General features: G+C 33.8%; 23 protein-coding genes and 2 pseudogenes. 13 read left to right on the top strand and 12 right to left on the bottom strand.

Annotation, left to right across the window (positions count from 1 at the left end; all coding sequences use genetic code 11):
* Positions 1-250: 250 nt before the first annotated feature.
* The 4 genes from CQZ94_RS31340 to CQZ94_RS24485 are packed head-to-tail and all read left to right on the top strand — an operon-like array spanning position 251 to position 1,478.
* Positions 251-496: a hypothetical protein gene (locus CQZ94_RS31340; RefSeq protein WP_181149546.1), complete on the top strand. Its 246-nt coding sequence runs from the start codon at positions 251-253 to the stop codon at positions 494-496.
* Positions 493-807 carry a thermonuclease family protein gene (locus tag CQZ94_RS24490; RefSeq protein WP_258166046.1) on the top strand — a complete coding sequence of 105 codons (315 nt, stop codon included), beginning with the start codon at positions 493-495 and terminating at the stop codon, positions 805-807. The genes CQZ94_RS31340 and CQZ94_RS24490 overlap by 4 nt, the downstream gene beginning before the upstream one ends.
* Positions 789-1,238 (top strand): DUF4046 domain-containing protein, encoded by a 450-nt coding sequence (locus tag CQZ94_RS31930; protein WP_258166045.1) that lies wholly within the window; start codon positions 789-791, stop codon positions 1,236-1,238. The genes CQZ94_RS24490 and CQZ94_RS31930 overlap by 19 nt, the downstream gene beginning before the upstream one ends.
* A gap of 15 nt (positions 1,239-1,253) precedes the next feature.
* Positions 1,254-1,478, top strand: a complete 225-nt coding sequence (locus CQZ94_RS24485) for a hypothetical protein (RefSeq protein WP_258166044.1) — start codon at positions 1,254-1,256, stop codon at positions 1,476-1,478.
* Between the two features lie 165 nt (positions 1,479-1,643).
* Here the strand turns inward: CQZ94_RS24485 and CQZ94_RS24480 are convergent, their stop codons facing one another.
* The 5 genes and pseudogenes from CQZ94_RS24480 to CQZ94_RS24460 form a co-directional block, all read right to left on the bottom strand.
* On the bottom strand, positions 1,644-1,895 hold the full coding sequence (locus tag CQZ94_RS24480; RefSeq protein WP_105587494.1) for a hypothetical protein: 252 nt from the start codon (positions 1,893-1,895) through the stop codon (positions 1,644-1,646).
* Positions 1,892-2,995, bottom strand: a complete 1,104-nt coding sequence (locus CQZ94_RS24475) for a tetratricopeptide repeat protein (protein ID WP_105587493.1) — start codon at positions 2,993-2,995, stop codon at positions 1,892-1,894. Before CQZ94_RS24475 ends, CQZ94_RS24480 begins: the two co-directional genes overlap by 4 nt.
* Before the next feature lie 302 nt (positions 2,996-3,297).
* Positions 3,298-4,083: a hypothetical protein gene (locus CQZ94_RS24470; protein ID WP_258166043.1), complete on the bottom strand. Its 786-nt coding sequence runs from the start codon at positions 4,081-4,083 to the stop codon at positions 3,298-3,300.
* 210 nt (positions 4,084-4,293) lie between these two features.
* Complete coding sequence (locus CQZ94_RS24465; RefSeq protein WP_105587491.1) at positions 4,294-4,653, bottom strand: hypothetical protein; 360 nt, start codon at positions 4,651-4,653, stop codon at positions 4,294-4,296.
* Positions 4,654-4,809: 156 nt separating this feature from the next.
* Positions 4,810-5,088 (bottom strand): annotated as a pseudogene (locus CQZ94_RS24460) (NUDIX hydrolase); the annotation flags it as partial.
* Positions 5,089-5,347: 259 nt separating this feature from the next.
* Here CQZ94_RS24460 and CQZ94_RS24455 point away from each other — a divergent pair.
* Positions 5,348-5,755 carry a hypothetical protein gene (locus CQZ94_RS24455; protein WP_181149542.1) on the top strand — a complete coding sequence of 136 codons (408 nt, stop codon included), beginning with the start codon at positions 5,348-5,350 and terminating at the stop codon, positions 5,753-5,755.
* 2,014 nt (positions 5,756-7,769) lie between these two features.
* Entirely contained in the window at positions 7,770-8,846 is a 1,077-nt protein-coding gene (gene xerS / locus CQZ94_RS24440) for a tyrosine recombinase XerS (protein WP_070129389.1), read from the top strand.
* A 480-nt stretch (positions 8,847-9,326) separates the two neighbouring features.
* Here xerS and CQZ94_RS24435 read toward each other — a convergent pair whose 3' ends face one another.
* From CQZ94_RS24435 to CQZ94_RS24425, 3 genes are all read right to left on the bottom strand, one after another.
* Entirely contained in the window at positions 9,327-10,280 is a 954-nt protein-coding gene (locus tag CQZ94_RS24435; RefSeq protein WP_105587486.1) for a DUF3994 domain-containing protein, read from the bottom strand.
* Positions 10,281-10,564: 284 nt separating this feature from the next.
* Complete coding sequence (locus tag CQZ94_RS24430) at positions 10,565-10,909, bottom strand: hypothetical protein (protein WP_042984607.1); 345 nt, start codon at positions 10,907-10,909, stop codon at positions 10,565-10,567.
* A 635-nt stretch (positions 10,910-11,544) separates the two neighbouring features.
* Positions 11,545-11,853, bottom strand: a complete 309-nt coding sequence (locus CQZ94_RS24425; protein ID WP_255260669.1) for a hypothetical protein — start codon at positions 11,851-11,853, stop codon at positions 11,545-11,547.
* A gap of 532 nt (positions 11,854-12,385) precedes the next feature.
* Here CQZ94_RS24425 and CQZ94_RS24420 point away from each other — a divergent pair.
* From CQZ94_RS24420 to CQZ94_RS31925, 6 genes are all read left to right on the top strand, one after another.
* Positions 12,386-12,634 (top strand): NUMOD4 domain-containing protein, encoded by a 249-nt coding sequence (locus CQZ94_RS24420; RefSeq protein WP_258166042.1) that lies wholly within the window; start codon positions 12,386-12,388, stop codon positions 12,632-12,634.
* A 605-nt stretch (positions 12,635-13,239) separates the two neighbouring features.
* Entirely contained in the window at positions 13,240-13,443 is a 204-nt protein-coding gene (locus CQZ94_RS24410; RefSeq protein ID WP_105587541.1) for a hypothetical protein, read from the top strand.
* A gap of 186 nt (positions 13,444-13,629) precedes the next feature.
* Positions 13,630-14,316, top strand: coding sequence for an alpha/beta fold hydrolase (locus CQZ94_RS24405; protein WP_071770702.1), 687 nt, complete (start codon positions 13,630-13,632; stop codon positions 14,314-14,316).
* 154 nt (positions 14,317-14,470) lie between these two features.
* Entirely contained in the window at positions 14,471-14,887 is a 417-nt protein-coding gene (locus CQZ94_RS32265) for a hypothetical protein (RefSeq protein ID WP_105587484.1), read from the top strand.
* Positions 14,888-14,891: 4 nt separating this feature from the next.
* Positions 14,892-15,338 carry a hypothetical protein gene (locus CQZ94_RS24395; RefSeq protein ID WP_105587483.1) on the top strand — a complete coding sequence of 149 codons (447 nt, stop codon included), beginning with the start codon at positions 14,892-14,894 and terminating at the stop codon, positions 15,336-15,338.
* Positions 15,339-15,564: 226 nt separating this feature from the next.
* Positions 15,565-15,960 (top strand): hypothetical protein, encoded by a 396-nt coding sequence (locus CQZ94_RS31925; protein WP_229163531.1) that lies wholly within the window; start codon positions 15,565-15,567, stop codon positions 15,958-15,960.
* Between the two features lie 189 nt (positions 15,961-16,149).
* On the opposite strand, the gene pagR is transcribed toward CQZ94_RS31925, so the two are convergent.
* The 3 genes from pagR to CQZ94_RS24375 form a co-directional block, all read right to left on the bottom strand.
* Positions 16,150-16,449 (bottom strand): transcriptional repressor PagR, encoded by a 300-nt coding sequence (gene pagR, locus CQZ94_RS24385; RefSeq protein WP_105587482.1) that lies wholly within the window; start codon positions 16,447-16,449, stop codon positions 16,150-16,152.
* Between the two features lie 428 nt (positions 16,450-16,877).
* A complete protein-coding gene (locus CQZ94_RS32260; protein ID WP_105587480.1) occupies positions 16,878-17,639 on the bottom strand; it encodes a hypothetical protein in 762 nt (253 codons plus the stop codon).
* Positions 17,640-18,322: 683 nt separating this feature from the next.
* Entirely contained in the window at positions 18,323-19,993 is a 1,671-nt protein-coding gene (locus tag CQZ94_RS24375) for a ribonuclease J (protein WP_105587479.1), read from the bottom strand.
* A gap of 497 nt (positions 19,994-20,490) precedes the next feature.
* On the opposite strand from CQZ94_RS24375, the pseudogene CQZ94_RS24370 reads away from it, so the two are divergent.
* Positions 20,491-20,631, top strand: a pseudogene (locus tag CQZ94_RS24370) (IS6 family transposase); the annotation flags it as partial.
* A gap of 75 nt (positions 20,632-20,706) precedes the next feature.
* On the opposite strand, the gene CQZ94_RS24365 reads toward CQZ94_RS24370, so the two are convergent.
* On the bottom strand, positions 20,707-20,912 hold a 206-nt coding region (locus tag CQZ94_RS24365; protein ID WP_105587477.1), incomplete at its 5' end, for a hypothetical protein.

Raw genomic sequence — 20,912 nt, 5'->3', positions numbered from 1 at the left:
CCTCCAATATGTGATGGTAAAAAACAGGTATGGTAATTAGTGGAATAGCTCCCTCTTGGAGTTTCGGTACATGCAAGAGGGAATCCTGCATACGTATCATAAAAAAGCACGTTTGAAATCGTAGGAGATTCTAGCTACGTAATGAAACACGAATCCGTGCTATGCATTAGAAATCAATAGTTTTTCCAACAATGATTCCAATCTCGTTATGATGTAGGGGAAGAAAAACAAGAAGAGAGGGAGGAATAAGATGAAGAAATTTTTCTGGCTCATTTCTACAATGTGTATCGCTATAGGATTGGCAGCAGGGTGTAGTAACAAAGATGACACTGGTTTTTCTGTTACAAGAGACGTAGTGGAGATAGACCAGCAGAAAGGAAGCGAAAAAAAGCAAAATAAAAAAGAACAGGATAGTAATGAAACGGCGTCCATACCTGTAAAAAAGAGGAGTATACGGGTAAACTACAGCACCCAGAATTGGTCGAGCAAGCGATGAAACCAGTATCTGGGGAGAGTAAGAAACAAAATGAAAATAGAATAATCAAAGCAACGATCCTGGAGCATATCGACGGTGATACGTTACGCGTGAAGTTAGCGAACGGTAAGGTAGAAGCTGTGAGATTTCTTTGTATTGATACACCTGAAGTACATCATCCAAGATTAGGTCTCCAACCATTCGGATTAGAAGGGGCGGCATTTACTGCAAAATATGCACCAGTGGGAAAAGATGTAGAATTAGAAATGGATGTGGGGGAACGGGATAAGTTTAAAAGATTAGTTGCCTATGTGTGGGTAGATGGACGATAGAAGAAAAATTAAAACTAACAGATGAAGAAGTGAAGCGGCACTATAATCGGTCGTGGATGAAGAAGCATCGATTAAGTACACCACTTATGTTGTATTGGGATAATAGTCCTTATGCAATGATACAAGAACTGTACCCTGATAAATTTCAGGAATGGGAGTTTGCCAATACACCGCGTAATTTTTGGACGAAAGAAAAGGGGTTAGAAGTTCTGAAATGGGTGATAGAGGAAAAAGAGAAACTATCAGACTCGGAATTAATTGAAGTGTACGATATAGAATGGATTAGAAAAAACAGTTTATCAACGCCACTTAACAAGCACTGGGGGAATAATCCTTTTCAGTATTTAAATGAACTATATCCTGGTAAATTTCAGGAGTGGAAATTTCGTAGAGTGCGAAAAGGATATTGGAATAAGACAACAGCGCTTTAGGTGCTACATATATTATTGAAAGAAAAGTATAAGATGAAGGAAGACGACGTACTAGTAACATGTGACACAAAATGGGTTGTTGCAAATAGCTTATCCATGCCCTTGCATAATTTTTGGAAGAACAATCCGTTTCGCATGTTGCATGACTATAATCCAGCCGTGTATACCACTGAAAAGTGGGAAGTTATTAAAAAGACGAGAAGAAAGAAAAGAGTTGGAAACAAAAATACACCTAGTTAATAGGTGTATTTTTTAGACTTGAAAACCACTTATGTAGTAGATATGTCTCTCGGGTACAGTGTATCACAATAGAAATCATACGTATACATAATATTTGTTACGTAAAATAGCCTCCTTACAGAATACGGATCATTTAAAATCTAAGTTGATCCCCTTTTGGGTAACTTAGATACCTCCGCCAGGTTCTGTATTAGCAGGGGCACCACCAGTATGTCCCTCAGAATTAGCAGGAGCACCATCAGTGTCACCAATGTTGTATGCAGGAGCGCCGCCAGTTTGTCCATCAGAAAATGATGGCGCTGGTGGAGATGGGAAGTGAGTATGTCCAGCTTGGTTTGTGAAACCTGCATTTAATCCAAATGCAGCAATTCCCGTAAATGCAATACCTAAGGCGATTTTACCAATTGTTTTTTTCATTTCTTTAACCCTCTTTCATTCGATTTTTTTGCTATTGTACTATTAAAGAAGTATGAACTTGCTTTCTCATGTTGTTGTTTGTTATAAAACGCTAGAGCTAGTTTTTCAAGATACTCAGAAACGTAGATATATAAAGATTCTTTATTGAAGTATTCAATTCCTTCTAAAACAATCGGTTCAATTTGGTCTAATTCATTTTGATTCGTGAAAGCTTCTAAAATAGCAAAGTGATGTTTGTGCTCCTCGTTATCAAGTTTAGATACGATTTGTTTTCCTGTTTTAATGTATTCATTCGCTTTGTCTATCAGCCCTAATTTTTCATGTTCTTGTGCAAGTAAGAATATAGCTTTATAGTGAGAAGGGATTTTTTCAACGACTTGCGTCAAGTGACGAATCGCTTCTTCGGATAGATTCTGACTTGCATATAAGTGTCCTAGATTACCACGTACATACAGTTGTAATGACTCTTCATTTAGCTTCTGAAGAATATCTAGTGCTTTGTTATAGCTTTCCTCAGCTTGTTCAAAATGTCCAACGTCTACATAGGAAGCACCAAGTACACTTAAACAGGAAGAAATGTTTCTTTCATATCCATGTTGGGATTCAAAAATTTCTAGTGCTTTCGAAGCATTTACAATCGCAAAACTTGGTTGTTGTTGGTGACAATGATAAGCTGCATATCGGTAATAGAAATCAGCCTGCTCGATTTGACTATGTCCCGATAAAAGTGCTTGTGCTTTTAAGTAATATTCTTCTGCTTCCTGGTAATGATTAATTGCTGCAAAATGAATCGCTTTATAATAATGATACAGATAAGATAAGTGTCGATCTTCTGGTTTTTCCTGGTCCTCTATACTTTGAAAACTATCTTTCGTGATCGATAGACCATCTGTCAGAGCGGTATGTCGAAACTTAAGTAATGCGTAATACAAATGATAAAGCGGACTTGTTTCAGTTCCTTTTAGAAGTATCTCCTCGTGTTCTTTTGTGGCTTCTTGAAACTGAACTTGCGCTTCTGCAATGTTTTGCGTTAAGATTGCGTGGTACCAAGCTTCTAAATCTTTTGTCGTATATGTATTCCCCTTCAATGAAATGTTCATAATAGCCCCCTTATATTCTTCTATAGAGTTGTATCTATAATGGTAACACAATCAATAGTAATAAATTGGAATATTCATTTGATGAATATTATTTAGAATATTCTGTATAACATAACCTTGTTATTCCTTGCATTTTTATGGTGGCATCTATTTTTAGGTGGAAAGGGGACATCGAACCACTATAGAATTTGAATAAAATGATGTCATATGCACATTGCTAAAATAAAAGTTGAGAAAGTTTGAATGAGCTATGAATAGGGTGAGAATGCAAAAAGCCTAGCTACAAAGCTAGGCTTTTTGTTTTAAATGTGTTCACCATGATCTTCTAGTTTCGGAGCACCACCAGTATCACCTTTATTATATGTAGGAGCCCATGTATCACCTTTATTATAAGCAGGAGCCCCACCAGTATTGCCGTCTGAATCTAGTTTCGGAGAAGGAGTATCGCCTCTATTAAAGGCAGGAGCCCCACCAGTGTCGCCTCTACTATAAGCAGGGGCACCGCCAGTATTACCATCAGCTTCTAACGAAGGAGCAATAAAATCAGCATGGAACTCTTTTTTAGGAACCATTCCTTCCCCATGAGTATTAGTGTAAGCAGGAGCGCCACCAGTATTGCCGTGTGAATCTAGTTTCGGAGCTGGGAAATGTTCATGCCCCTCTTGTTTTGGAGCAGGTGTATCAGCATGGCTTTCTTGTTTCGGGGCACCGCCGTCTCCTTTATTAGAAGCAGGAGCACCACCATGATTTCCATGAGCGTCTAATTTAGGTGCCCAACCTTCGCCATGAGTATTTGTGTATGCGGGAGCGCCACCGCCATCCCCAACGCTTATTGATTTCGGAGTAGGATAATCACCATAACCTTCTAGTTTCGGAGCAGGCGTATCGCCAACGTTGAAAGCAGGAGCGCCACCGTCGCCTTTATTATATGCAGGAGCCCATGTATCTCCATGAGAATCTAATTTCGGAGCAGGCGTATCGCCATGTGCAGCTTTTACAACTCCGCCACCATCCCCAATGCTTACGCCAAAAAGACCAAAACTAAATACGGATAACCCTACAATAGTTGTACCTATTTTTCTTTTCAATCTATACCTCTCCTTTTGTATTGTTTTTTTCATTTTGTCTAAACGTGGTAGATAAAATGAAACGAATCGTAAAAAATTACCAATTTATTTACGATATAAGATTAATTCTGTGTAATATTTTGTAAAACCTTCTTGTAATTTGAAATTTCGAAAAATAAAATTCGACAAAAACCACTTTTTCAAGTGGTTGAATAGATTTCGATTTGATTTTTATAGTTGTACAGATGAATCATGAAAACGACTCTTCCAAAAGTTTTCATATTCCTGTTGTTGTGCCTTTGATAATTTCTCCATGAACCATTTTTCGGCAACGAGAATGGTCACAGTTGTTCCGTCGCCGCGCTGATATGTTTTTAAAACCCAGTATCCTTTTGGTCTTTTACTCGATGATCGGTCCCACAGTGTACGATTTACTTCAATCGCACCTTTACTTAATTTTTGATTAATACCAACATGTACAAAGGTTGCGTAAAATGCTCCAACATAACCTTGTTCATCAACAAATAGTGCTTCTGTTTCTAAGTGCTCAAATTTGTAACGATTACTTTGCAGTGTTTGTAGTTTAATCATTGTAATAGTCTCCTTCACATTATTTTTACGCATAATCGCATCATTCATCGCACCAATTCTTTCAGTAATACGCCACTTCGCATGAGGAAGAGAGGTAGAAACATTCTTAGTGTTTCTACAAGAGGCATGATAGTGTATGTAGACTACAAATCATATTTAGTCCTTGATGGTATTTCTATCATACAAATGGAACTGCTTTAGGATAGAGGTAGACTTAGAATCAAAGAGTGAATCGTCGTGAAGGGATGCCCAGCGAATATCAATAATGTATTCATCTCCTTGCAAGGTAACGTTTTCGTGAATAGGGCTATGTCCATACATGAACACGTTGTGGGGTTCCTCATAAAATGTGATTAAGTTCCCGACAGTTATTCCTGTTTCTTCTAACATTTCACGAACTGCAGCTTGATACGGTGTTTCACCTGGTTCCATCCCGCCCCCAGGAAAAGTTCATACTAAAATACCACGACTTGTTTTTTGCCGAACAAGTAATACTTCATCTTTGTGAATATATAAAACACGTACAATATTTCGTATCATAGTTCATTCCTCCGTCTCATGTTTAACTGCTCTACATGCTACATTCGATATGTTCGGGGATTTCCTTTATGTATTCTTTTTTCATACAGAAAATGTGAAAAGAAAGGAAAGAGTTGTAAATTTCCGTATGATATCACTAGAGGGAGGGGATTGTATGAAATCAGTTAAAGGGATTACAATCCTTACGGCTGTTTGTGAGAGTGTGCTAGGGATTCCATTTTTAGGAGGCATATTGGTTGTTGCGTCATTTTGGAGTGCGTTATGGATTATGCTTGTGGCACACATTGTAGCACTTATTATTGCGCATCAAAGCGGAGCATCCAAACTAGGAAGTATTATGGGGATCGTGGCATCCATTCTTGGGTTTATCCCATTTGTAGGTATGATTTTGCATATTGTTACGGCAATTATTCTATGGTTAGAAGTGGCTTCGATGGGTAATAGGGAAGAGGTAATCAAATTAATGTTTATTCTTGCTAGTCCAATTGGAATCATACTGATGATAAACTGGGCGCAGGAAACATTCAACCCGCGTACCTGGAGAGTCGACATAGGGACTTAGAATTAAAGTTATATAACTGTAGTGAGTTATATACAGGTTATAATTCACGAGGTGATGGGAAACCTCCGTTAAAAGATGATCAAATTTTCTCAAAAGACGAATGTAAAAAGTTTAGAGAGGAAATAAATACATACCACAAAAAACTACATAATGAAGAATATCCGTATGACTGGAAACTGGATAGAATAGAGAATTGGGATGAGTTTCGTAGAGAAGGTGAAGTGAAGACTGGTTCAAGCTTACGAGCGTAATTGCTATTGTTAGGGTTAGACACACCATGTAACAAGGCCATATTTGGAATTTCATATACCGTTAAAATTAGGGGTAATCCTAAGTGCAATTTAAAAAAGAATAGAAGAAAAGTCATGATAAAAAAATACAAAAAAGGAGTAGCTAGCAAGGCTAACTGCTCCATGTCAAGGAATCTCCAAGGGGAAAGGAGAAAGACTAAGGATTTTGAATGAGTTTTGGCTATCGCCCATCACTAGTATTGACGGAATAGTGAGTTTTATTCAGTCGAAATGGTTGAATGCGTATGTATGTTACAGAAAAAAACCGATACCTATCCATACAATGCCTAACACAACGAATGTTTCAATGGTGATTAATCGTTTAGCCCTTTCTGGGTGTGGTTAGCTTCCTAATGAAGGAGAAAGCACCACTTATCCCTATTAATGTAAGAGCTAACAGTAGTACTGCACTATTCATCCTTATCACTCCTAGTATTTGGATATTCTTATTATATACCAACCAGCAGTTCAAAAAATAGTTATGTAATAGAATAGTTTCTATGAAATATATAAGTATGTTGAGAATATTCATTGGATAGAGGTAGAGTAAGGCTACTTTCAGAATCGGAAAGTATGAATGTTGTGTGAAAGGAATTCATACTGTTGAAAATATAAAAAACGTATAGTACAATGAGGGTGTAAGCTAGATTATAACGAACAAGAAGTCGGGTGGTTCTGATTCTCGTTCTATTGATAGGTCGAAAGCTCTTTGAAAAGTCTTGGTTTGGTCACCAAGGCTTTTTTTCGTATTAAGACAGGAATAAAAGCACTGCATGTCGCTTTTTATTAGTTTACATAACCTTTATTATCAGTAGATGCAAAAAACAGGAGGATATTTGTCTCAAAATGAAAAGAATTGTTATCTTATTGAGATATAAAAAAGAATTTCAAATCTGCATTAATATTAAATTCGTCTCGATGTTTACCTAAAACAAGAACAATATAAAGAACTATTGACATAAAGAATATCTTTTTTTAGTATGCAATCAATTAAGTTTTAAATATAATACAGTTTATTTAGTCTTAATGGACTAATGTTAGCTATTTGGTGCTGAAATTTTCTGAAGTTTTTTAATGCTGGTAGATCTCTATCAATAACCATAGACCATTCCTGACATTAATAAGTTCTGTTAGATGAACATAAAAGTTTCAAAAGAAGGGTAAAAATAAATACTTCACAACTTCGCACGAAATACCAATTTTACGCACAATAATGCGATTATATAAAAATCAAATACAGTATCTAGGGATTTCAAGCCCAAGTGCATGAATCTTAGTATATTGGTATACGCCATATAATTCATATTTTATATAAGAATAATCAAATGCTGAATTACTCATAAACAATTTTTATAGTGAATTACATTTTAATTTATAAGAGCTTTTCTTGTGTTGATCTAACTAACTTCTGATTAACCTTGATTAAATTAACCAATTCACATTTTATAACGACTTTTAAACTGTGTTCATGTATTCATTTTGTTAGAATTTATATTTGAAAATCGTTTTATTTTATATACATATATAATTTTTATCGCCGAATATGAATTTATCACTTGGTTATCTATAACTTTTATTAGAATAATTACACTTTCCCATTCAATTTCGAGTGAATTTTAGTATTTCATAATTTAATTATGTAAATAAGTTCGTGTAAAAATTGAATTTAACGCGAACTTGTGTTCGTGTGTATTTTCTGTTATAGTATATATGAGGTGATTTTTATGGATTACAGCAAGCAACGTCAAAAATCCGTACATCGTAAGAAATTATACGAAAATTTAAATGAAATGCCCTTTTACATAGAAGAATTTGTGGAGTACAAAGAATTGCATGATGCCTCTCCCTCCACCCTATTGAATTATGTATATGATTTTAGAGTCTTCTTCAATTGGCTATTATCTGAACAAATTATTGAATTAAAGCCCATTAAAGACATATCTTTCTCTGATTTGGAGAATTTAAAGAAAAAAGATGTTGAGAACTTTATGAGGTTTCTAAAACTACAACAAAATATGCAGAATTCCTCTGTTAACAGAAAAATTTCGGCCTTAAAATCTTTATTTAAGTACCTTACCTCCCTATCAGAGAATGAAGATGGAGAATGCTATTTTTATAGAAATGTAATGGCTAAAATCGAAATACATAAAGATAAAGAAACATTAAATGCCCGTGCAAAACGTATGAGATCTAAAATATTTCATAATGATGATGACCAAGAGTTTTTAAATTACGTTAAATATGAACATGAAAAATCTTTAACAAAACATCAGGTGTTCTATTTTTTAAGAGATAAAGTGCGCGATGTAGCTATTCTTTCTCTCTTTCTTGGTAGTGGTATTCGTGTAAGTGAATTAGCCGATCTTCGTATGGAAGATATAAACTTAAAAGAAAGACTAATTGATGTAATTCGCAAAGGAAATAAAGAAGATTCAGTATGGATTACCCCAATTGCATTGAATGATCTTGAAAAGTATATGGAAATTAGAGATAACAAATACGCCCCAGGGAAAGAATTAAAAAATGTGTTTTTATCGAAGTATAAACATACTGCACAGCCTCTTTCGGTTAGGGCTATCCAAGATATAGTAGAAAAATATACTAAGGCCTATGGTAAAAAAATGTCTCCTCATAAATTAAGACACACATTGGCAAATAAATTATATATGGAAGAAAAAGACTCGTTACAAGTCATGCAACAACTTGGGCATACCAGTCAAGATACAGCTTTGTTATACACTCAACTTGGGGAAACAACTATTAAAGATAGTTTAGGAAGAATAGGAAAGAATAAAGAATAAAAGTTCAGCAATTTTGCATTGCTGAACTTTTATTCTTTCCCCTAACTAGCTAAGCTAGGGGATTTAAATACTATGTGTTATTCGTTTCATCTTTGATTTTATTGTGTAAAAAATACATAGTTTGAATTCTACTTTAATTGTTATATAAAACCCTCTTTTGATAGATATAAATAAAAATTTTAGATTTCTACAATTGTTATTTGCGTTAAATGGGGTCCCGCCACATTGCTATCAAGTTAAAAAATCTGTTGTTCCCCAAAACGATAAAAATAAACTTCGGTACTATAAAAACACAAAATTTCCATTTAGGGGGTACTTTAAAATCTTAGCTTGATGGGTGTGTGGCGGTACCCCAATCAGAGGAAAACAGAATAGATCTTAGTGATTACCTCTATTTGTCTTGCGTTTTTAACTATGGGCTGGATAGTTACGAAGAAGAAAAGATTAGGCGACTATACCTAATCCTTTTCCTTTTTATCATTACATTTGCTTTGTATATCGAGTTATTTTCATAGAATCTTGGTTAAATAATTGCAAATTCTTTTTATCATAGTTTTGTACTTTGTACTTAAGGTCTTTATTAATAACTTCTGCTTCCTGACCATTTACAAATTGTTTGTCGATATGTAATCGTAACTCTTTGGATGGAACATCATAAGTCCATGTACCTTCAATGTGGTTACCTTTCTTTGGATAATCTCCATATAGGTAAACTTCAAACTGTTTTGGATTACCACCTTTTAAGATAAGAGAAGGTTGGAAACCGTTTTTCGTTTCAAAACCCCAGTTAGCAATTAACTCTGTTCCATCTACTACGTTCTTTTCTACTGCTTCAAGGTTAGTACCTTCTTTATTATCCAACTCGTTTAATTGAGCTTCTGTTATTGCTCTGTTAGGAGAGCCTTCTGTGAAACCAAGTTCTTTTATGAATTTAAACCAGTACTCGTCACCTTTCTTGATTTCATTATCAGACTCTTCTAGTAATTCTTTATCAGTTCTACCCCCTTTAGGCATTTCTTTTCTAGAAAATACTTCTTTCGATAGTTTCATTGCCTTTGAGAAGTGTTCCATTGAACTCTCTACATCTTTATGGACGTCTGCATACTCTTTAGGAGGGTCAACTTCATTAAACATATCAATTGTTCTTTCGAGTCGTTTAATTCTATCTATAATCGCTTCCCTTGTAGTAGTGTTATCCGAGATATGACTCAGTTCATTGTTGTATGCTTTAAAGTCATCTTCTAAATACTTACAATAAGTATTGATATCTCGTTTATAAAACTCAGCAGGTACTTTATGAGTTTTAGCTACTTTCTTCGATTCTTGTTTCTCTTCTTGCTTGGCTTCGGCTTTTTCTTTTATCTTGTCTTCCCCACCACACCCTGTTAAGAGTAAGATAGGGAGTGCTATGGATAATACCTTGTTCGGTTTCATAACATATACCCCTTTAATATTTTAATAAGCTTTTATAAAGTAACCTCTACCTTATAAATGGATTTTTCTGCAATGGCATGCAAATGTCTCGTTTCCCACAACATAATAAATGATTAGATTAACTCAACAAATTTTGTTTGTTACAAATTCAAGTTATCTTTATGGCAGCAATTATCCCCCTTACTAACCTTCTAAAAGCAATGTATAGCTGAGTAGTTACTGTAAAAAAATATAATTTTCCAAATAAGTAATTTAAATTATTAAAAGTAGTTAATATAAAAAAATTATGATAATTGCGCACTAACAGTAATAGTAAGTCCAAAACCTAAAACTAGAATAATCCAAGTCCAATATTTATTTCGAATGAAAAATAACGCAGAGTTATCTTTTATTTGAAGTCTTTCTCCGGTTTTTTCATCGACGAGTGTTCGTACACTATCAGATATAAACTTTTTAGTGAAAAAATAATTACTCATCGCTATAAATATAGTACAAAATATTCCATTAAAAATAAATCCAGGGTTATGTACTGTGTCCATTTGCAAAATACTAGAAAATATTCCACTTATCAGACTTCCTAAAATTAATGCTAAGACTACTAACAGTCCTTTACCTCTCCAAATAATCATTACAGTGACTCCTTTCAATTTCTAAATAATGGGACATACATATTACATTATATTACATTATGTTACTTTATGGAAAAGTTTCTTATCAACTATCACACTGGTATTACAGAAAAAGTTGAAGTTTATGACTTGAACAAAGGAAACTAGTGGATCTAATCCATTTGTTGGTTCATCTAAGCGTACGAAATTCGCGAAATGTTGGTGCTAAAATGGTGAATCCCTTATTTCGTTATTTTTCTTCTTTATTCTAATTTTTTAAGTTTAAAAAGGGGTAGGACGCACATTTTAACGTTTTTATACGCTAAGGGATTCCCAAAACTCCATAACACGGGTTGAATTGAGAATTTGATTTAAAGATGAGTTTTGAGACACTATTTAAGCTCTTTTCAGCACCTTTTACATTGAAGTGCATTTGTCTCAAATATCTACTGGTGATATCGCTTAGAGTAGTAAAATCAACGTTTTCTCATGTCGAATTTTGCTTAGCGTATATTTTCGCTAAAATGTTGGCGGTACCCCAGCAAGACCTCCTAAAAAGTTTTTAGAAACCATCGCAAAATTATTTTTTATCAAAATGGCTACTTATTATTAACAAATGGCAAGATACACCCTCTTGAAGTAAAGACCCCGTTAGCTTAATAAAATTCTGCTACCTCTTTGCAGTGTTTTTCTAATTCCTTTAATGTAAATAACTGTGTCTTCGGATACTCGGAAGAGGTTTCCTTAGTATAAGTTAAATGCACAATTGCATATTTTTCTAATTCAATAATCCAATAAATCACATCGTCATTATCTTCTCTCTTTGCTACTGCAACAGCCTTTTTTCCGTAGAGAATGTGATTTGTAGATAACTCCCTATTTAGTTCATTATTAAGAATTTCTGCCAAGTTATTCGGGATGACCCACCACGGTTCCTCCAAAAAGCCTTTTATTATATCCTTCATAGAAAGCTACCTCTTTCGTATTTTTTCTTCAGCTTGTTTCACTAAACTGCCCTGTTAGTTTAATTATAGGGTAGCCCCATATTAAGTAAAAGTTAATTTCGTTAGAATCTTTCTCAGCAACACGCCCCATATACCTCCATCTACATATAAAAATAATTAGTGCGTCGCATTGCACCGCATGACGTCCTCGCTGATCTCGTTCATTACTTATTCATTGCTTGTTTCTTTTCTTTCTTTATTCGTTTGTTTGTTCTTCTTTCATTGTTCTTTCATTCGTTCTTTCCTTGCCGTTGCCCTTCCCTCGTGTCATACGCCCTCTCCTACTGTGTACCTATCGCCCAGCAGGGACTATATTGCCTCGCAACAGCACCGCCCTTTTTGATAGGGATTTATGATGGAGGCATACCCCTTGTTATTGTGTTGCAAAACAGCCTCGTGCAGAACTGATGAGTTGTGATTGGGTTATATAGGGTTTACCGAATAGTTACTTGTCGATACAATCAATATAGCTAGAAAAATTGGGGGAGTCATTATGATTGAAGAACAAAAAAGGATGATTAAGGGTTACGAGGGATTATATGAAATTACCGAATCAGGCAGAATTTATTCCCTTAGTAGAAAGCGTTTTAAAGTAAGGTGTAATGATGAATACGGATTCCATATAGTAAAGCTGTCAAAAAACGGTGAAACTACCAACCATAAAGCTTTTGACTTATGGAAGAAAGCATTTCCTAATTTATCCGAAAGTTCCTTTAAGGGTGCAAAAGAAAAGATTTACTGAATAAAGGTAAATATCCATCTCATATTATATAGGGTGGATTTTTGACCTCTTTATTTATAGTGTTTTGAATGTATACTTTTGTTATTTATTTTGAAGATATCAGGGGATTTGGTTTGAAGTCAATTAATAAGGGGATTTGAAAGTAAACTAATGGGTAAAAGTTTACATTGGAGTTTTGAATCATTTATAGCTAATTTTGTAATAAATTTCTCAATATAGATATACTTGTTAATTATGGTTTTTATATTCAAAATTGACAAAAATTAAAGTATATTAAAAATATGATGGTTATCCCTTTTGTTTACTCCTTGTGCTAAAGATAAGATTGTGTTCCCGATCTTATCTTTTTTCTTTGTAGATTTTTGATACAAAAAAAGGAATCCTTATAATATTATAAGGATTCTGCAACAGGAAATAAGAAAATATAAATAATAAAAAGAATTACTTATATTATAGTTTATATGGTGACCCCTAATATGAAAAATATTACTATATATCCTAGGAATAGTTTTTCTATATTGTACTTAGTGTTATTCTTTAAATAAACATCTTGGAAATACATATTTGCTTATAAAAAGGAGATAAAGATTTTGAAAAAGAAGCTGATGCTTGTTTTTTGTCTGTCTATTTTATTCATATTATCTGCTTGTCAAAAAGAATACAACGGAAAATATGTACAATGGGGCGACACTATAGAAAGCGTTAACACAGACAAACTAGAGAGGAATAACATTCCATATAAAGTGGAGGGTAATAAGGTGTATATTCCAGAAGATGCATTTGATGATGCAGTAGTGTGCTGTTCTTAGGTGAGCATAAAACCGTAGAAATGGTTAATTTCTACAGTTTTTATTGCATTAATTTAAAATTCTTTCGTAGTGGCCCATCATACCTTGAATCGTTTCCGTACTCTTAAAAGGTTAATTTTGTAAAAATGTATTATAATGGATTTTGGAAATATAAAATGTTAAATGTATTAGAGGGGGAGAGATATTATGGCAACATTTATACTTGTACACGGTGCATGGGATGGTGGATATGTTTGGAGGGAAGTTGCAACACAGTTGAGAAAAGAGGGACATGAAGTATATACACCTACATTAACGGGACTTGGAGAAAGAGCGCACCTTGCACATCCGGGTGTAGGATTAAAAACATATATTCAAGATATTGTGAATGTTATTCACTATGAAAAATTAAAGGAGGTTATTTTAGTAGGGCATAGCTATGCTGGAATGGTAATAACGGGGGTTGCAGATATTATTCCAGAATGCATTAAAAATATTGTGTATATTGATGCAATGATTCCAAATAACGGAGATTCTGTAATGGATATTTCTGGCCCGGAAATGTCTTCACATTTTATAGAAGAAGTAAAGGTTCATGGAGATGGATGGCGTATTATTCCAAGAAATACGTCAGATCAAAGAAAAGTTGCTATGCCGCTATTAGCATTTACACAATCAATTGAAATGAATAATTCGATAGTGAATGAGATCCCACATACATATATAGAAATTCTTGATCATCCTGCAAATTGGCCAATGGCCCCTATTTTTCAAAGATCCGCTGAAATAGCAAAGGAGAGAAAATGGGATGTATATTCAATTCAAAGAGGTGGGCATTGGGTTATGCAAACAAACCATGAAGAATTAGCTCGTATTTTAGAAAGATGTAGTTAATAACATAAAAAGAATGTACATAAGAAATTTGCTTAGCGTATATTTTCATTAAAATGCTGGTGGTACGTCATATAGTGGAGGACTCTTATCAGAAGGGTTATACTTTTATTCCCAAGTACTGAAACCGATACTACATAAATAGGAGGAACAGACTTTGCTTGAACTTAGTATAGGTAGACTAGAGCCTTACTTTCTTATACTTGTAAGCATTATTGTATTGGTGTTTCAAAGTATTGTCTTTGTAAGAATAGTAAGAGACTGGTTTAGAAATAAGGACATAGAAAAATTAAAAGAAGACAAACAGTACATTAAGAAACTGACTATAGTATACATCGGAATTATGATAATAGGTATAATAACAAACTTACCTCTATTCGGATTCATATTGTTAGGTTTTATGTCTAACAGTATTATACTAACATCTTTAAAGATAGAACTATCCAATACCAAGTCAAATCAATTAAAGACTGTAAAGAACTCAAATTTCATATCATGGTTCGTAATAAATGCTATACACTTAGTGTTATTCTTTGTAGAGGAAATAAAACTTATTAAAAGTATTTGGGGGTAGACTCATGGATAACGATATGACTTCGTATGCTTCACTGATGAACTACATAATAATTGTATTACAACTAGCTATTTTTCTAATGGTAGCTTTATACTTTATCAAGAAAGACTTATTGAGAAGTATAATTAAGAAGATGGTAAAGAAAGACATTAAGATAGAAGAGGTAGGTCTTTTAAATGCAGTAAGGTATTTATTGTTTAAAGGTATTATTATTCAAGTAACAGTTGTACTACTTATAAGTGCTTTTTACGGGTACACTCTAGTAACACCTATGTATGTAAGTTTTGCAACAACTGTTGTTCTCTTAGTATTCTTTTCATTCGAGTTAAACTATAAAATGGAAGAGAGTACTTTTAATAAAACAAAAAGAAACGTATTCTTAATACTGTCATTCTTAGTTACAGTAGGGTACTTTTCAGTAGTATTAGACTTCTTTAGTCAACTAGTATAGTTTTTAAAGTAAATACTTGATAACAAGGGGAAAATCAATCTAAAAAGCCACTTTCCTTACGTAAGGGAAAGTGGCTTTTTGTGTAGTCTTATTCAATTAAATGGCCCGATTGTTGAATTATTGGTTTAGAATAAAGTTTAATTAAAACAATCATTGAAAATTTGGTTTAGAGATAAACAAAGTAAGTAATGAATGTTTTTATGATATGATATATAAGTACCAATTTTTGAGAAAGTATATTGAAGCATCAATTGACAAGTACCAACTAATACATGCGAAAGAAGAGTTCTTGAGAACAGCAGATAATGAAAATTTCAGTTGTAACAAAAACAACCATTTTTTAATCTCATTACGAATATATAATCCATCAGAAGAACGGATTTTAATGGATGAAACCATAGTTGAAGATGGAACCTTTAGCTTCAAATCGTTAGCAGAGCAAATAAAACCTTTAAAACTAGGAACATATACAGTAGAAATTTTTGTGGCTCTTCCTTCTACTCAGCGTGAAGAATTTCAAGATAAAGTAAGGATTGAGTATGAAAATTTAGATGGCCCATACATTGTTCGAGAGGGATTACTTGGTCCGACAATTGTATATGAACAAGAATTTATTATCTAATTTTGTTTAAACTTTATTCCAGACCAACACCTGCATATAATAAATACATAGCTAATATTATATTTCTGACCATGTAAATATTGTAGTTTGAAAACAAAGATAAAAGCCCTCCACAACAAGGAGGGCTTTGTATTCTATATAAGTGAATCTTTAAATGGTAGACCTAATATTTTATTGTATAAAATATAATTATTGTATTGGACCTAATAATCCCATAATTTCTTCAGCTTTTGGATTTTTAATGCTGTAGTAAATTTCTAACCCCTGACGATTCCCCTTTAAAACCTTCCCTCTCATTTTAGATAAGTGTTGGGATACAGTTGATTGTGGAATGTTTAAAATTTCGGTCATTTGGGTTACATTTAGTGTTTTATGTTTAGAAAGCTCACTGATCAGTTTTAAACGCATTGGGTGTGCCATAATTTTTAAAAGCTCCACATCCTCTTCTAAAATCGTGTTATCTACGTTGTGATTTGCAAATCTCGTCATAGTATCTTCTCTCCCTTATTTGTTTTCTTCTAATGTAGCGCAACTTCCATATTACATAATATTAGTATGTTTGAATGTTTACTATAAAAAATACTATTTAAAGTATACAATTCTAGTTTGTGCTAGTAGTGGAGTTAATGTGTGGTTTGTATGAAGTTTTTAATTACTATTAATCTAGTCTGTTTAAGTATGAATGCTCTTTTGGAGAACTTTATTATTAAGGTGACCGCTTTTAAATTTAAAAATAATTAAAGTTAATTTCATCATTAATAATATTTTTGTAATAATCAATGTATAATAAAATTATAACTCATGTAAGAGTCTAAGCGTTTTTTGATCAACGATCGCTTAGGTAATGAGTTATACCCCTTGGAAAAGGTACCTTGCAGCAGGGGTACCTTTTCTTTTATTTTTAGTTATAAAATAGTTTAATTAGAAACTATGTAGTTAAAAAGTATGATGATTAAATTGTAATTGAAGTGAAGCATATATCCCATATGAATATTTTTAAATATTAGAAAGAAAATCATTTGAGCGATAGCTGGTATACCGATGATAGTTAAACATTGCACCCAATTATAATTATATGTAGAAAGATGAAGTAGTCCAAATGAGCTTCCAGACAAAATTAAAGAGGTTGTAATTGAAGTAATAGGACTTATTATGAAGGAACGTATGATTTTGTGCCAAAAGAATAATATAGATACAAACATAATGTTCTCACCAATTAATTGAATTGCAATACCAGGCGTTTTAAGGAACATATTGGTCATCCCTTCATTTTCAATGGGGTTAGATGTTCCTTTGAATGTTGTAAAAGATATTAGTACGGACAAAAACAACAACATTATAATGTAAATAATGAAAGCAGTGAAGAAAGATATTTTTAACTGATGGAAAGTGATTTTTTTAGAAAATAAATATCTTTGATCCCACATTATAAGTAGAAATACAAACGTGATAGGAAACGAAAAATATAGTGCTTTAATTATGTATTGCAGCAGTATATCTATATTGTTTATATACTTAAGCGTAAATGAAGGGAAAGGTAAATATACTGTAGCAATACAAAATAAGATTAGTATTAGAAGCTGCAGATACGTTTTAGTTTGCACTAAGCAATCCATGTATGTATTTGCAGCACTAAACGCGTTTAAAGGCCTTTTACATTCCCTAAAAAGAAATTTCATAACACACCTCCATTTTCATTTTGGTAAATACATTTGATTCCAACTCTAACTATCCATTCTTCCCTACTATTACTAAATGTAAGCTCTTAACTGGGCATTTCATAAAACTTCACGTACCGAAATTATTAATTATATTTAAAATATAGTTAGTAAGGGATTTTCTATTCCCCCAAAAAAAGCACCCCACTGGATGCTTTTTTTGTTCTCTCTATAATTCGCTTAGTAGTCTCTATTCCATTTCTAAAAGGTTTGCTTGCTGCACCTTATTAATTTCTTCTATAACTGGTACGTTGGTCCAAAAGGCAAAAGGCAGCAATCAAAATCATCATCTTGATTTTCCGCAATTGGGAGCGATTATTGAATAACTCTTAGTGTTAAACAGCTTTATTGTTATATTTTTAAGTATAGTGAAGTATTCTGCATCAAAAAAAACAATTTTATTTTGACCCCATCCTAAAATCAGCATGGAGTTATGTGTGTTTGAAGTTTTAAAATTAAATACCTATATAGTCACTCTACACCTGCCCTTTAGTTTCAGTGCAATCCTTCACAAATATTAAATTTTGCTTGGGATTCTTATTCCATTAAATGGTCCAATACAAAAGAAAGAGCACAATTCTTATTAGAGAATTGTTCCCAATTGTTGAAAATCAATTAATTCATTTTTTTTAAACTTCCCCCTATTAAATTTCAATAAGTATAGGTACAATCATTGGTTTTTTCTTAGTATGTGTATATACATATTGTCGTATTGATTTTTTTATTTGTTTTTTCATTACATTCCATGAGTTTCTATTTGCTTCTTGTAGCTCGTTAACAGTTTTTATAGTAAGTCGATTAACGTCTCTTCGGAGTTCCGAGAAATCTCTATCCACAAATCCACGAGAAATGGTATCGGGGTCAGAAATCAACGTTCCTTCCGCTTTGCTCATAGTTAAAATAATCATGAGCATCCCATCCTCTGAAAGTTGTTTGCGGTCTCGTAACACAATTTCCCCAATATTATCGACATCCCCCCCGTCTATGTAGGTATTCCCCACCGGTATTTTCCGGGTCTGACGGGCAATGGTATGTTCAATATCGACGACATCCCCATTATTGATGATAAACGTGTTTCCTTGCTCTACTCCAACGGATTCCCCTAACAAACGGTGATGGTGCAGCATTCTAAATTCACCGTGAATGGGAATAAAATATTTTGGTTTCATTAATGTAAGCATTAGTTTTAAATCTTCTTGATAACCATGGCCAGAAACATGCATTCCGGATGTACTTCCTGATCCATAAATCACTTTGGCTCCAAGGGCAAATAAGTTGTCTACGATACTCGTGATATTTCGTTCATTCCCGGGTATTGGACCTGCTGCAAAGATAACCGTATCTTCAGGTAAAATGTCGACACCGCGAAAGTTTCCTGTGGACAGGCGAGCAAGAGCAGCCAATGGTTCTCCTTGACTCCCCGTGCATAAAATGGCCACCCTTTCAGGAGCCATTTCATTGATTTCATGTGGGTCAATTAACATTCCATCTGGAACTGTTAAATAACCACGTTCCATAGCAACCGCTATGACATTAACCATACTTCGTCCAAGCAACGAAATTTTTCGATTTGTTTTTTGTGCTGCATTCACGACTTGTTGAACGCGACTAATATTTGAAGCAAAGGTAGAAAGAATAACTTTGCGTTCGGCTTTCATGAAAGCTGCTTCCATATGTTCACCTACTATTTGTTCCGATGGGGTCAAACCAGGACGCTCTGCATTGGTACTCTCAGATAATAGAAGCAAGACCCCTTCTTTGCCGATTGCAGCCATTTTATGAATATCCGAATTCTCATTATTCGCAGGGGTTAAATCGAACTTGAAGTCCCCTGTATGTACAATATTACCCTCTGGTGTGTGAAAGACTATTCCCAGGCAATCAGGAATACTATGGGTCACTTTGAAAAAACTTACCCTTATTTCTCCAATTGTCAAGTTTGAGTTTGAGTTGATTTCAATAAGTTCACTTTCTCTTAGGAGTTTATGTTCTTTTAATTTGATTTCAATTAATCCTAGTGTGAAGCGTGTGGCATAAACGGGTACATTCAATTTTTTTAAGAAGAACGGGATCCCCCCGATATGATCTTCATGTCCATGTGTGACAATTAAAGCCCTGACTTTATCTTTATTTTCTACTAAATAAGCTATATCAGGGATAATCAAATCAATTCCTAATAAACTTTCATCTGGAAACTTATTGCCACAGTCGATAATCACGATATCGTTTGAATATTCAATTGCATACATATTTTTTCCGATTTCATTCAAGCCGCCTAAGGCGAAGATAGATAATGCATTCTTTATTGTACTCAAATTTATAACCTCCCATTTTAAATATAATCTTAGTATGCCCTTTAGGTTTCCCTTTATCAGTGGGTTGAATGCTCGAGATTCCTAGAAAAAAGGGAACTTTAGACTTGTTTTTCCTAAATATACTGACTACAACATTGATGTCTTCGTTTCCCACATTGTTATCGAGGTCTTTCTTCCCATGGAGACAGCTGCTATTGAAATCACTCATGGTTTTCGATTCTTAATAAAGATGCAATTCTTTTTTAAGAAATGCGCCCGATAATGGAAGATCGTTTTGCAGAAGTCATGCGGCACTTACATTGTAGAATAGCCCTCTAAAACAGAAGAAGCTCTCCTCATACAAATTGCATAGCTTAGGGTGAGAACAAATTCTTCTAAATCATATCTACGTGCATTGGAAAAACCGTTGTCTTCACCTTTAACACTGAATCCACATCTCATCAGAACCTTAAGGGATACTTCAAATTATTAGCTTGATGGACATGGGACGACACCCTAATATGTTTGGATTAAAATCATTGCAAACAGCTAAAAAGGTGATTGCAAGAATAGAAGTTATGCATATAATCAAAAAAGGACAAACTCTCCAAGATGAAAAGTTTGTCCAAAACCATGATCTCTTTGGTTCAACAATATAAAATTCAGTTCCGCTAGGAATCTTTCGTTCTTTTTTCATATCTCACTATTTTTGCATCAGAACTAACAATAGTGAATTAGAATAATGACTTAATACTTGCTAGGACAGTAAGGATACCTATAATAATGACAAATACATTGCTCATTTTCCCTCTATATTTAGCTAGTACAGGCACTTTACGAATTGCATACATTGGTAATAAACATAAGATAGCAGCAACTAACGGTCCGCTAAGGGCATCAATGATTCCAAGAATACTTGGATTTGCATAAGCAACATACC

It is taken from the genome of Bacillus sp. MYb209, assembly GCF_002975175.1.
In the GTDB taxonomy this organism is placed as follows: Bacteria; Bacillota; Bacilli; order Bacillales; family Bacillaceae_G; genus Bacillus_A.
This window is presented reverse-complemented; position numbering and strand designations above follow the sequence as displayed.